Here is a 12,397-nt window from a genome sequence, read left to right as displayed (position 1 = left end):
GCGGGGGTTCTGACCGGCCCTGGACGTGGACAACCCCCGGGCTGCTCCGCGGCGCTGGACCCTGCCCTGGGGCGGGGGAGCGGCTCGCGGGCCGACTGGACTGGGTCGGCGGCCCGGGGGTCGGGTGACTGTCCGGTATTCGCTCGCCGCCATCGGCGGACGGGCGATGCACGCGCTCAGACCGGGTTGATCCGGTGCCGAGCGGGCGGCCCATCTGGACGGCGGCTAGCGGACAGCCACCTCACGCGTCCTGAACGACATCAATTGTTCGGACCACCTCCTCTCTCGTGTGCAGTCACCGTACGACCGGTTTTCGCACCCGCGCAACACCCTTTTTCAGCTGTCCGTGAACGGCTGGCGGCGGCGCTCGGAGGCCTCGTCGACGGTCTCCCGGGGAGGCGTCTGCTCCACGGCGCGACCGTGCTCCTGGTAGACGTCGGGGATGCCGTCGCCGTCGTCGTCCCGGGCCTCGGCCTCGGCCAGCCGGCGGTAGACCCGGTCGCGCGGCTTGAGCACCGCGGTGGCCAGCAGCGCCGCCAGCAGCGTGCCGGTGAGCACCCCGACCTTGACGTGCTCGTCGCGCAGCGACCCGGCTCCGAAGGCCAGCTCCCCGATCAGCAGCGAGACGGTGAACCCGATGCCGGCCAGCAGCGAGAGGCCGACGACGTCGGGCCAGCGCAGGTCGGTGTCCAGCTCGGCCTTGGTGAACCGGCTGACCAGCCAGGTGGCCCCGGTGATGCCGACGGCCTTGCCGAGCACCAGGCCGGCGATGATCCCGATGGCCACGGAGTCGGTGAGCGAGGCGCCCAGACCGGACAACCCGCCGACGGTCACGCCGGCGGAGAAGAACGCGAAGACCGGGACGGCGATGCCCGCCGAGATCGGCCGGATGCGGTGCTCGAAGTGCTCGGCGAGGCCGGGGCCCTCGCCGGGGGCCTGCCGCACGACCGGGACCGTGAAGGCCAGCAGGACGGCGGCGACCGTGGCGTGCACCCCGGACTCGTGCACCAGGCCCCAGGTGAGGACGGCGAGCGGGATCAACAGCCACCAGTGCCGGATCCGCTTCTGGACCAGGAACCCGAACAGCGCCAGCGGGACGAGCGCCAGGGCGAGCGGCCCGAAGGCCAGCGACGACGTGTAGAAGACCGCGATGATCGTGATGGCCAGCAGGTCGTCGACGATCGCGAGGGTCAGCAGGAAGGTGCGCAGCGCGGCCGGCAGGTGGGTGCTGATCACGGCCAGGACGGCCAGGGCGAAGGCGATGTCGGTCGCGGTGGGGATGGCCCAGCCGGTCAGCCCGTCGTCGCTGCCGAGGTTGATCGCGGTGTAGATGAGCGCCGGGACGGCCATGCCGCCGACGGCCGCGGCGACCGGGAGGGCGGCCTTCTTGGGGTCGCGCAGGTCGCCGGCGACGAACTCGCGCTTGAGCTCCAGGCCGGCGACGAAGAAGAAGACCGCCAGCAGCCCGTCGGCGGCCCACGTGCCGAGGCTGAGGTCCAGGTGCAGCGCGGACGGCCCGACGACGGTGTCGCGCAGCCCCTCGTAGGCCGCGGCCCAGGGGGTGTTGGCCCAGACCAGGGCGATGGCGGCGCCGAGGATCAGCAGGACGCCGCCGACGGTCTCCTTGCGCAGGAGGGCGGCGATCCGGGTGGCTTCGGAGTACGTGCCGCGGGAGAAGAGCCGGGCGGGGGTGGTCACGGGGCGGCTCCGGGTGCAGGGGTCGACTGAGGAGTTGCCGACCAGACTTCCCGGCGCACCGTCGTCCAGGTTACCGGTGTCGGAGCGGCCCGGCCGGGGCAACGACGGTCTCTGTGACCACTGACTCCACCGCCCCCCGCCACGTCGTCGTCATCGGCGCCGGCCCCGGCCTCGGGGCCGGCATCGCCCGCCGCTTCGGCCGGGAGGGCTCCGCCGTCACCCTGGTGGCCCGCACCGCCTCGACGCTGTCCCCGCTGGCGGCCGACCTGCGAGCGGCCGGGGTGGCCGTCTCCACCGTGACCGCCGACGCCGGTGACCCGACCGCCTTCCGCGCCGCCCTGGAGACCGTCGGCTCCCCGGACGTGGTGGTCTACAACGTCGGCCTCGTGGTCAGCGACGACCTGCTCACCGCGGACGCCGAGCACCTGCAGCACGCGCTGACCGTCGACGTGGTCGGCGCCGTGGTCGCAGCGCAGGTGTTCACCCCGGCGATGCGCGCGGCCGGTGCCGGGACGCTGCTGGTGACCGGCGGCGGACCGGCGCTGTACCCCGACCCGGAGCACGCCTCGCTCACGCTGGGCAAGGCGGCGCTGCGCAACGCGGTGGCGGTGCTGCACGAGCAGCTGGCCGAGGACGGCGTGCACGTCGCGAGCGTGACCGTCGTCGGGGTCATCGCCCCGGGCACGGTCCTCGACCCCGACCGGCTCGCCGACGCGTACTGGGAGCTGCACGCCCAGCCCCGTGGGGAGTGGACGGTGGACACGGTGGTGGACGGGCGATGACCGGCGCACCCCCGTTCGTCGGCGGGCCCACGCCGATCGACGCCGCACCACGCCTGGCGGACGCCCTGGGGCTGCCCGTCGACCGGCTGCTGGTGAAGCGCGACGACCTCATCGGTCTGGGCGGGGGCGGCAACAAGGTCCGCAAGCTGGAGGTCACGATCGGCGACGCCCTCGAGGCCGGCGCCGACGTCGTCGTCACCACCGGGGCGCCGCAGAGCAACCACGCCCGGCTCACCGCCGCCGCGGCCGCCCGGTGCGGGCTGGGCTGCGTCCTGGTGCTGTCGGGGCACGAGCCCGAGCAGCGGCGGGGGAACCTCCTGCTGGACGACCTCCTCGGTGCCGAGGTCGTGTTCGCCGGGGACGACGACCCCGCAGCCGTCGCCGCCGGACTCGCCCAGCAGCGCTACGCCCACCTCATCCCGTTCGGTGGCACCAGCGCCCGCAGCGCCGAGGCCTACCGGCGGGCGGGGGAGGAGCTGCTGGAGCAGGTGCCGGACGTCGGTCTGGTCGTGGTCGCGGTCGGGTCGGGCGGGACGATGGCGGGCCTCGTGGCAGCGCTGGGCACCTCGCGGGTGCTCGGGGTGGCCACCGGTGCCGTCGTCGATGCCCACGACACGGTGGCGACGCTGCTCGCCGAGATGGGGGTCTCCGCTGCGGGTCTGCGGGTCGACGACGGGCAGATCGGGGAGGGCTACGAGCACCTGACCCCGGCGACGCGGGACGCCCTCACCCTCGTGGCCCGGACCGAGGGCGTCCTGCTGGACCCCACGTACACCGGCCGGGCGATGGCGGGCCTCGTCGCCGCGGCGACCGCCGGGTCGTTGCCGCCGGGGCGGGTGGTCTTCCTGCACACCGGGGGGCTGCCCGGGCTGTTCGGGCACCCGGAGTTCTGACCTGTGTCAAGCCCGTTCACGCATCTGTGGACAGGCCGCTGAGCTGGGGATTCAGCCGTTCCGGGGCCCTCTGCTGCGGTAGACTTCGAACACCTGATCGAACAGCTGGGAGGTGTCGTGAGCGAACTGCGGTCCGCGCTGGATGCCTTTGCTGTCGACGACCTCCATGCGCTGCCTGACGGTGCGTTGCTGGAGCGGACGGCCGATCTGGTCGAGTTCGTCAACCGGGCCTCCGCCGAGTTGACCCGTACGGTCCGGCACGCCGACGTGGTCGGTGCTGCCGAGCACGACGGGCTCAAGTCGATGCAGTCGCTGCTGCGCGGTCACCACCACTTCTCGAGCGGAGCAGCCGCTGCCGTGGTGCGGGCCGGCCGGGTGCTGGAGCACCTGCCACGGTTGCAGGCCGCGTTCGCCGAGGGTGCGGTGACCGCGGCCCAGGTGGGTGTCGTGGCTGACGCGCTGCGGCCGTGCGACATCGCGGCGGCCGCCGAGCAGGACGTCGACCTCGACGCCTTCGACGAGGCGTGGACCGAGGTCGCCCGCACCCTGCCGCACGCGAAGCTCGCGACCGCGGTGAACGCGTTCCGCACCGCGCTGGACCCCGACGGGCCCGAGCCAGACCCCACCGAGGGGCGGTCGTTGACGTTCAGCCGCCGCGCCGACGGCTCGGGCTCGGGACGGTTCGACCTGGACCCGGTCGGGTTCGAGAAGGCCCTGGCCGCGATCGAGTCGATCGTGCAGGCCGACCGTCCGCTGGGCGATCTGCGCACCCGCGCCCAGCAGCAGGGTGATGCGCTGGTCCAGCTCTGCGACAACGCCCTGGCCGCCAGCGACCTGCCGTTCCTGCGCACGGTCAAGCCGCAGGTCGTGGTCACCATCGACCTCGAGGACCTGGTCGACCCCGCCACCGGCCACGACACCGCCACCACCGGCTTCGGCGCCACCATCTCCGCCGCCCGTGCCCGCTGGATCGCCTGCGACTCCGCGGTCACCCGCATCGTCATGGGCCCCGACGGGCTCCCCCTCGACGTCGGGCGCACCAAGCGGGTCGTCCCCCCGCACATCCGCAAGGCCGTCGAAGCCAGGGACGGGCACTGCGTGTTCGCCGGCTGCCACGCCCCCACCCACTGGTGCGACGTCCACCACCTGCTCGAGTGGCTCCGCGACCAGGGCGACACCAGCCTCGAGAACTCGGCACTCCTCTGCGAACGGCACCACACGAAGGTCCACCACGGGTTCCGCGTCGAGCGTGACGACGGGGCGCCGCCCGGGCGTCGCTGGCGCACGTTCCGCCCCGACGGCACCGAGATCGTGCTCGACCGCCTGCGCGTCTGACCGGTGCGGGCTCGTCAGCCTGCGCCGCCGCCGCCTGTTCCCCGACCCCAGCCGGTCGGGTGGCTGCCGGGCGAGCTGCGGTAGGCCTCCGGGCTGCCCGTCGCCCCTCCGCCGATGCCGTCGGCGTCGAACCGGGAGCCACGGGCCGCGGCGCGGCGGTCGTGCACCAGCATCGCCGCCAGCGCGGCCACCACCAGCACGCCCACCACGATCCAGAACGTCGTCATGAGCGGACCGTAGGGCCATCGCCGGGGTCCTGAACACCCCGTAGAGCTGCGAGAACGGTTGCAACGGGATCGCCGGCTGCGGTGTCCACGACGCTGTGCGGCTGCTCCCAGGTGTCCACGTCGCGCCCGGTCACGTCGTCCCAGCTCGGCAGCTGGTGGCCCGCGATGTCCGCGCTGCGTTCCACCACCCGGCGTCGGTGCTCGGCCCCGTCACTGCAGACCAGCCGGGTCCAGTGCAGGTCGGTCCCGTGCCGGGCGGCGAGCTCGTCCCAGGGCTCCCTGGCCTCCTCCACGTCGAACACCGCGTCGACGACGACGTGCCCACCCGCAGCCAGGCAGGTGTCGGCCACGGCGAGCGCCAGGCCGTACCCGTGTGGTCCGACCTCGCCCTCGGCGACCACGCCCTGCCGCACCAGCGCCACCTCGAGCGCGTCGATCCGCACGTGGGCCGCGGGCAGCGCGCCGGCCACCGCCCGGGCCACGGTGGTCTTGCCGACGCCGGGGAGTCCACCGATGGCCACGAGCACGGCTGCAGCATGCCCGCCACGCCCGTCCGAGCTCGCACGGCTTGCCTGTCGGCGGGCGTCAGATCACCCGAGCGACCGCAACGCGTCGACGAGGGCCGGCGCGAAGGCAGGCTCGGTGGCCAGGACGATCCGACAGGGCCGCCGGTCGCGCACGTCGTGGTCCCCGGCCGCCCCGGCGATGGTCCTGCCCCGTTCTCCGCCGTCCCCGGTCACGACGACCACCGGCTGCTCGAGCTCACGGGTGACCTGCACGAGGTCGGTCAGCAGCGCAGCGGCGAGCGGGTCGTAGAGCACCGCGAGCCGCCGGCCGTAGACGCCCCGGTAGAAGTCGCCGTACACCCCGAGCATCCTGCCGACGGTGCGCACGACCGGGGACGTGTCCTCCAGCAGCGCCGCCAGGTCCTCGTCCTCGAGCCGTTGCCGCCGGGCAGCGTCGACGGGCAGGACGGTGACGGCCCACGGGGCTGCGAACACGACGTCTGCAGCCTCCGGTTCGTGCTCCAGTGCGGCAGCGAGGTTGGTGAGCGGACCGATCGCGAGCACGCGCAGGGCGCCCCGGTGACGACGCACGAGGTCGACGAGCAGCTGCACCGACCCGCGGGGGTCGAGCGTCCGCGCGGTGTCGGGGAGGACGTCGTGGCCGATGCCGTTGGCGCCGTGCACGTCGGGAGCCCCGCCGGTGTACGCCCGGGTCGAGAAGTCCCGGGGGCCGACCGCCACGGGCACGGACGGCGCCCCGAACAGGTCCAGGACCTGGAGGGTGTTCTGGGCGGCGCGGGCGGCGTCGAGGTTCCCCGAGACGCTGCCGACCCCCACCAGCTCCAGCTCGGGCCGGGACACCAACAGCGCGATCGCCCACCGTCCCAGCAGGCCACCTGGATCAGCCGGCGAGCAGTCCCTGCACGCGAGCGGTCAAGCCGGCATCGCCACGCGCTGCGCCGTCCAGGGAGGTGACCGGGGCGGCGCCGCGGATGCCGGAGAGCAGCCAGACGGCGTCGGCGGCGTGCAGGTCGGCGAGGGTGCCGGGGGTGACGGCGGTGGGCCAGCCGGTGGCCTCCGCGGCGGCGAACAGCCGGGCCTGGGTGGTGCCGGCCAGGATCCCGGTGTCCAGGGGCGGGGTGTGCAGCGTGCCGCCGGCGGCCCAGACCACCGTCGAGGTGGGGCCCTCCAGCAGGCGGCCCTCGATCGAGGTGAAGACGACGTCGTCGGCACCGACGGTGTGGGCGTGCCGCTGCGCGGCCATGTTCACCGCGTAGGACAACGTCTTCGCCCCGCCCAGCAGCCACGGCGACACCGCGCGGACGTCGGCCGCGACGCCCAGGGTCAGCGCGACCACGGAGATGCCCGCCGTGCGCTGGGTGACGGTCTCCGGCGGCACCGGGGCCAGCAGGGCCAGGGCGGTCGGCGGGTGGCCCTCGCCCAGACCGCGGGTGAGGAACAGCCGGCACGCGCCCTCGACGTCGGCCGGCCAGCCGTCGATCGCGGCGGCCACCAGGGCGGTCCACACCTCGTCGTCCACCGGCGGCAGGTCGAGCAGCGCCGCCGAGCGGTGCAGCCGGGCCAGGTGGTCGGCCAGGTGCGGGGTACGGCCCCCGACGACCCAGACGGACTCGAAGACGCCGTCCCCACGGGCCAGGCCGGTGTCGAAGGCGGTCACCACCGGCTCGTCGGCGGGCACCCGCACCGCCGTCCCGTCCCGCCAGACGGCCACCGCGCGCACGTCGCCCACCGGTCAGACCGCCAGCGTCGTGCCGCAGATCCCGCAGACCTCGAGCTCCTGGCGCTTCCAGCGCAGCAGCGGCACGAAGAAGACGGTGAACTGCCGGTACCGCTTCACCCGGCCCCAGGTCGTCGTGTTGCTGCAGCGGGGACAGGTGCGGGTCTGGCCCGGACCGAGGTCCTTCTGCTTGTCGCCGAACCCGAAGAGGAAGAACACCGGGAGAGCCTAGGAGGCCCTACGGTCTCCGGCATGGCGGACGACGACGTCCTCGGCTGGCTGCTCGACAGCGACCCCGCGTTGCGCTGGCAGGTCGAGCGCGACCTGGCGGGCGCCCCCGACGACGTCTGGCAGGCGACGCGTGCGCGGGTGGCCACCGAGGGGTTCGGCGCCCGGCTGCTCGCCCACCAGGACCCCGACGGCCAGTGGGCCGGCGGCGCCTTCTTCCCCAAGGTCGACGGGCAGGTGCACGTCCCCGAGGGCGAGGGCCAGCCCTGGACGGCGACCACCTGGTCGCTGGCCACGCTGCGCGAGTGGGGTCTGGGCGCCGCCCGGCTGGCCGACACCGCCGAGCTGCTCGCCGCGAACAGCCGCTGGGAGTACGACGAGCGGCTCCCGTTCTGGGGTGGCGAGGTCGACGTCTGCATCAACGCCACCACCCTGGCGACCGGTGGCTGGCTCGGCGCCGACGTCGAGGCCCTGGCGCACTGGTTCCCCGAGCACCAGCTCGCCGACGGCGGCTGGAACTGCGAGTGGGTCGAGGGCTCCACCCGCTCCTCGGTGCACTCCACGCTCAACGCCGTCCGCGGCCTGCTGGCCCACGAGCTCGCCACCGGTGGGGACGCCGACCTGCGCGCGGCCCGCCAACGCGGGGAGCGGTACCTGCTGGAGCGTCGGCTGACCCGTCGGCTCTCCACCGACGAACTGCTCGACGCGTGCCTGACCCCGCCGACGCACCCCTCGCGCTGGCGCTACGACGTCCTCCGCGCGCTGGAGCACCTCCGGTCGGCGAGCCAGGTCGACGGCACCCCGCCCGACCCGCGGGCCGCCGACGCCGTCGACCTGCTCCGGGCCGGCCGGCAGCCCGACGGCCGCTGGCTGCAGGGGCCGGTCGAGGCGGGGGCCGTCTGGTTCGACGTCGACGTCCCCACCGGCGAGCCCTCCCGGTGGGTGACCCTCGGTGCGATGCGGGTGCTGTCGTGGTGGGAGGGGCGGTCCTAGGCTCGCGGGCGTGCCCGACCACAGCCACGACCCGCAGCAGGCGCCCCCGCTGGCCGACCAGCTGCGCTCGCGCGGTCTGCGGCTGACCAACCAGCGGCAGCGCGTGCTGGCCGCGGTCGCCGACCTCGAGCACGGCACGCCCGAGGAGATCGGCGCCCGGCTGCGCGCCGACGCCGGGCCCGGGGGAGCCGCCCCGGACACCTCGACGGTCTACCGGACGCTGGAGCTGCTGGACCGGCTCGGCCTGGTCTGGCACACCCACCTGGGCAAGGGCGCGCCGGTCTACCACGCCGCCGAGCACCCGCACCTGCACGTCGTCTGCGCCACCTGCGGGAAGATCGAGTCCGTCGACCCGGGCCTGATGGACGGCGTCGCGGAACGTCTGGGCGCCGACCTGGGTTTCAGGGTGGACGTGGGTCATGTGGCGCTGTCCGGCACCTGCCGGGACTGCAGCGCCGCGGCCGGAACGGAGTCCCCATGAGCTCGCCCCTGCTGCACCGACCGGCTGCTGTGGCCACCGAGTCCGGCGCGGTCGCCGCGCACTACGGCTCACCGCTGTCCGAGCAGCGCCGTGGCGCCGAGGCCGCCGTGCTCGTCGACCGCAGCGACCGCGACGTCCTCGTCGTCCCCGGCGTCGACCGGCTGACCTGGCTGCACAGCCTGCTCAGCCAGCACCTGGACCAGCTCACCGACGGCGCGGGCACCGAGGCGCTCGTGCTGAGCCCGCAGGGCCACGTCGAGCACCACGTCGTCCTCGCCGAGCTCGGCGGCACCACCTGGGGCGACACCGAGCCCGGCCGGGGCGCCGAGCTGGTCGGCTGGCTGGACCGGATGCGCTTCATGCTGCGCGTCGAGCCCGCCCTGGTGACGCCCGAGTGGGCGCTGCTGAGCCTCGTCGGCCCGCGCGGGGACGACGTCCTCACCGCCGCCGGGCTGCCCGTGCCGGTCGGTCCGTGGTCGGTCGTCGCGCTGGACGGCGGCGGCTGGGCCCGCCGCTCCCCGGCCGTCGGTGACGGCACCGCCGAGGTCGTCGACCTGCTCGTGCCGCGCGCGGAGCTCGACGCCCGGGCGCAGGTCCTGCTGGACGCCGGCGCCACCCTCGCCGGGGTCGACGCCCTGACCGCGCTGGCCGTGGAGGCCCACCGCCCCCGGCTGGGCGTGGACACCGACCACCGCACCATCCCCAACGAGACGCCCTGGCTGCGCACCGCGGTGCACCTGGAGAAGGGCTGCTACCGGGGCCAGGAGACCGTCGCCCGGGTGCACAACCTGGGCCGTCCGCCGCGCCGCCTGGTGCTGGTGCACCTGGACGGCATGGAGGAGCACCTCCCCGAGGCGGGCACCCCGCTGCTCTCGGGCACCAAGGAGGTGGGCCGGGTCGGCACCGTCGTCCGGCACCACGAGCTCGGCGTCGTCGGCCTGGCGCTGGTGAAGTCCTCGGTGCTGGAGAAGTCCGCCGCGGCCCCGGTGGAGCTGCGGGTGGGCGGCAGCGTCGCCGTCGTCGACCCCGACGACCTGGTGGTCACCCTCGACGACACCCTGGTCGCCGCCCGGGAGCGGGTGCGCGCGGTCCGGTCTGCGACGATCGGCCGGTGAGCCAGCCGGGCACCCTCATCACCCTCGCCCCCACGGGAGCGGAGTCGGCCAAGGCCGACGTCCCCGCCCTGCCGGTGACGGTGGAGGAGGTCGTGTCCACCGCCCGGGACTGCGAGGCCGTCGGTGCCGCCGTCGTCCACCTGCACGTCCGTGACCTGGACACCCGGCCGACGCTGGACCTGGTCCGGGTGCGCGAGGTCGTCGCCGCCGTCCGGGAGTCCACCGACCTGGTCGTGCAGCTGTCCTCCGGAGGCGCGGTCACCGACCCGCTGCCCGACCGGGTCGCGGTGCTCGACGCCGAGCCCGACGCTGCGTCCCTGTCGCTGGGCACGGTCAACTTCGGCCGGGACGTCTTCAGCAACCCGTGGGACCTCATCGTCGAGCTGCACACCCAGATGCAGCAGCGCGGCATCGTGCCGGAGTACGAGGCCTTCGACCTCGGGCACCTGACCACGCTGCGCCGGCTGCTGGACAGGCACGGGTTGCCGCACGGCGGGCACGTGCACGTCGACCTGGTGATGGGCGTGCCCGGCGGGATGCCCGGCACGACCGGTGCGCTCGCGGCGTGCCTGCCCGTCCTGGACCCGAGCTGGACCTTCGCCGCCACCGGCGTCGGCCGGACGTCGCTGCCGGTGATGCTGGCCGCGCTCTCGGCCGGCGGTCACCTGCGGGTCGGCATGGAGGACACGCTCACCTACGCGCCCGGCGAACCCGTGCGCGACAACGTCCAGCTGGTCGCCCGCGCGGCCGGCCTCGCCCGGATCGCCCAGCGGCCGGCCCTGACCACCACCCAGGCGCGCGAGCTGCTGGGCATCCGTTCCCTGCAGGAGGCACCCCGATGACCGAGCCCACCCCCGTCGCGTCCACCGCCGGCGGGCCCGCCGTGGACACCCTGCTGGCGCCGCAGTTCCTCGAGGGGGTCGAGCAGCGCACGATGACCGACGTCCGCGCGTTGCGCCGGCAGGCCGAGCAGTCCGAGGTCGACCTCTCCTACACCCGTCGGCTGCTGCAGGGCCGGCTCGACATCGTCCGCCGCGAGCTCCAGCGCCGGGCCGAGCACGACGGCCGATCGCTGGTCGACCTGCTGCCCGAGATCCTGTCCGAGAAGGGACGCGGCCCCGCGCACGGCCTGGGCCGGCACCAGACCGTGCAGCCCAGCAACCCCGCCGACCACGAGCACTGGGTGAACTCCCTGGCGCCCGGGGTCGACCTGTCCGACGTGGGCGAGCTGCCCGACGACCAGCTGGAGCACGCCGCCCGCTCGCTGGCCGCCGGTGAGCGTGGGCTGTCCGAGCGCCGCCGCGGTGTGCAGCAGGTGATGGACGCCCTGGCCGGCGAGCTCGGCCGCCGGTACCGGGACGGCGAGGCCGACGTCGCCCAGCTCCTCGCCGCAGAAGGTCGCCACTGATGGACTTCCCGGACCAGCCCGTCCTGGTCGAGGTGTGGCGGTCGGGGTTCCCCGAGTCCGCGCACCGCGGCTCGCTGGTCGTGCTGGACGCCGACGGGGCCGTGACGCACGCCGTCGGCGCCGTCGACCGGCCCACCCTGCCGCGGTCGTCGAACAAGCCGGTGCAGGCCACCGCGCTGCTGGCCGCCGGCTGGACGCCGCGGACGACGGAGGAGCTGGCGATCGGCGCCGGGTCGCACACCGGCGAGCCCGGGCACGTCGAGCTGGCCCTGGCCATGCTGGCCGCCGTCGGGCTCACCGAGGACGACCTGGGCTGCCCGCCCGCGCTGCCCTCGGACGAACACGAACGGGCCACCTGGCTGGTCGAGGGCCGGGCGCCCCGGCGCGCGGCGATGAACTGCTCGGGCAAGCACGCCGCGATGCTGTCGGCCTGCGTCGCCGCCGGCTGGCCCACCCAGGGCTACCTGGACCCGGCACACCCGCTGCAGCAGGCCGTCGAGGCCCGGCTGGGCGAGGCCGGTCGCGAGCCGGTCAGCGCCGTCGTCGTCGACGGGTGCGGGGCACCCCAGCACGCGCTGTCGGTGACCGCGCTGGCCCGCGGCGTGCTCTCCCTGGTCCAGGCGCCCGAGGGCAGCCGGGACCGCTCGGTCGCCGACGCGATGCGCGCCCACCCGTGGCTGGTGGCCGGCACCGGCCGGGACGACACCCTGCTGATGGGTGCCGTGCCCGACCTGCTGGTCAAGGGCGGTGCCGACGGCGTGCACGTCGCCGCGCTGCCCGGTCGCGGCGCGGTCGCGCTCAAGCTGGAGGACGGCGGCGACCGTGGCCGGATGCCCGCGCTGAGCGCCGGGCTGCGTCTCCTCGGGGTCTCCGAGGCCGAGCTCGCCCCGTTCGCGGTGACCCCGGTGAGCGGCGGGGACGGTACCGTCGGCGAGGTGCGCCCCGCCCCCGTGCTCGGCTGAGGGATCGGTCACTCCGCCGACTGCCCCGCTT

General features: G+C 75.0%; 15 protein-coding genes. 9 read left to right on the top strand and 6 right to left on the bottom strand.

Going from position 1 to position 12,397, the window contains the following annotated elements:
• Positions 1–336: 336 nt before the first annotated feature.
• Positions 337–1,698, bottom strand: coding sequence for a Na+/H+ antiporter NhaA (gene nhaA / locus F1C76_06275; GenBank protein QNG36249.1), 1,362 nt, complete (start codon positions 1,696–1,698; stop codon positions 337–339).
• 113 nt (positions 1,699–1,811) lie between these two features.
• On the opposite strand from nhaA, the gene F1C76_06270 reads away from it, so the two are divergent.
• The 3 genes from F1C76_06270 (at position 1,812) to F1C76_06260 (ending at position 4,708) form a co-directional block, all read left to right on the top strand.
• Positions 1,812–2,480: an SDR family NAD(P)-dependent oxidoreductase gene (locus tag F1C76_06270; protein ID QNG36248.1), complete on the top strand. Its 669-nt coding sequence runs from the start codon at positions 1,812–1,814 to the stop codon at positions 2,478–2,480.
• A complete protein-coding gene (locus F1C76_06265; protein ID QNG36247.1) occupies positions 2,477–3,373 on the top strand; it encodes a pyridoxal-phosphate dependent enzyme in 897 nt (298 codons plus the stop codon). The genes F1C76_06270 and F1C76_06265 overlap by 4 nt, the downstream gene beginning before the upstream one ends.
• A 117-nt stretch (positions 3,374–3,490) precedes the next feature.
• Complete coding sequence (locus F1C76_06260) at positions 3,491–4,708, top strand: DUF222 domain-containing protein (protein ID QNG36246.1); 1,218 nt, start codon at positions 3,491–3,493, stop codon at positions 4,706–4,708.
• A gap of 14 nt (positions 4,709–4,722) precedes the next feature.
• Here the strand turns inward: F1C76_06260 and F1C76_06255 are convergent, their stop codons facing one another.
• The 5 genes from F1C76_06255 to F1C76_06235 form a co-directional block, all read right to left on the bottom strand.
• A complete protein-coding gene (locus F1C76_06255) occupies positions 4,723–4,935 on the bottom strand; it encodes a hypothetical protein (GenBank protein ID QNG36245.1) in 213 nt (70 codons plus the stop codon).
• Complete coding sequence (locus tag F1C76_06250) at positions 4,932–5,462, bottom strand: AAA family ATPase (protein QNG36244.1); 531 nt, start codon at positions 5,460–5,462, stop codon at positions 4,932–4,934. The genes F1C76_06255 and F1C76_06250 overlap by 4 nt, the downstream gene beginning before the upstream one ends.
• Before the next feature lie 63 nt (positions 5,463–5,525).
• The gene (locus F1C76_06245; protein QNG36243.1) at positions 5,526–6,332 is read right to left on the bottom strand and encodes a nucleoside hydrolase; all 807 of its coding nucleotides are present in this window, start codon (positions 6,330–6,332) and stop codon (positions 5,526–5,528) included.
• A 10-nt stretch (positions 6,333–6,342) separates the two neighbouring features.
• Positions 6,343–7,191 (bottom strand): branched-chain amino acid aminotransferase, encoded by an 849-nt coding sequence (locus F1C76_06240; GenBank protein QNG36242.1) that lies wholly within the window; start codon positions 7,189–7,191, stop codon positions 6,343–6,345.
• 3 nt (positions 7,192–7,194) lie between these two features.
• Positions 7,195–7,398 carry a zinc-ribbon domain-containing protein gene (locus F1C76_06235; protein ID QNG36241.1) on the bottom strand — a complete coding sequence of 68 codons (204 nt, stop codon included), beginning with the start codon at positions 7,396–7,398 and terminating at the stop codon, positions 7,195–7,197.
• A 33-nt stretch (positions 7,399–7,431) separates the two neighbouring features.
• Between F1C76_06235 and F1C76_06230 the strand changes: the two genes are divergently transcribed.
• The 6 genes from F1C76_06230 to F1C76_06205 are packed head-to-tail and all read left to right on the top strand — an operon-like array spanning position 7,432 to position 12,366.
• Positions 7,432–8,400, top strand: a complete 969-nt coding sequence (locus tag F1C76_06230) for a squalene cyclase (protein QNG36240.1) — start codon at positions 7,432–7,434, stop codon at positions 8,398–8,400.
• Between the two features lie 10 nt (positions 8,401–8,410).
• On the top strand, positions 8,411–8,881 hold the full coding sequence (locus F1C76_06225; GenBank protein ID QNG36239.1) for a transcriptional repressor: 471 nt from the start codon (positions 8,411–8,413) through the stop codon (positions 8,879–8,881).
• Positions 8,878–9,996: a folate-binding protein YgfZ gene (locus F1C76_06220; protein ID QNG36238.1), complete on the top strand. Its 1,119-nt coding sequence runs from the start codon at positions 8,878–8,880 to the stop codon at positions 9,994–9,996. The genes F1C76_06225 and F1C76_06220 overlap by 4 nt, the downstream gene beginning before the upstream one ends.
• Entirely contained in the window at positions 9,993–10,838 is an 846-nt protein-coding gene (locus tag F1C76_06215) for a 3-keto-5-aminohexanoate cleavage protein (protein ID QNG36237.1), read from the top strand. Before F1C76_06220 ends, F1C76_06215 begins: the two co-directional genes overlap by 4 nt.
• Positions 10,835–11,404 (top strand): aerial mycelium formation protein, encoded by a 570-nt coding sequence (locus tag F1C76_06210; protein QNG36236.1) that lies wholly within the window; start codon positions 10,835–10,837, stop codon positions 11,402–11,404. Before F1C76_06215 ends, F1C76_06210 begins: the two co-directional genes overlap by 4 nt.
• Positions 11,404–12,366, top strand: a complete 963-nt coding sequence (locus tag F1C76_06205) for an asparaginase (protein ID QNG36235.1) — start codon at positions 11,404–11,406, stop codon at positions 12,364–12,366. Before F1C76_06210 ends, F1C76_06205 begins: the two co-directional genes overlap by 1 nt.
• Positions 12,367–12,397 lie beyond the last annotated feature (31 nt).

Source organism: Geodermatophilaceae bacterium NBWT11, from assembly GCA_014218215.1.
Lineage (GTDB): Bacteria > Actinomycetota > Actinomycetes > Mycobacteriales > Geodermatophilaceae > Klenkia.
Note: the sequence above shows the minus strand (reverse complement) of the source record. Positions and strands in the feature narration are given on the sequence as shown.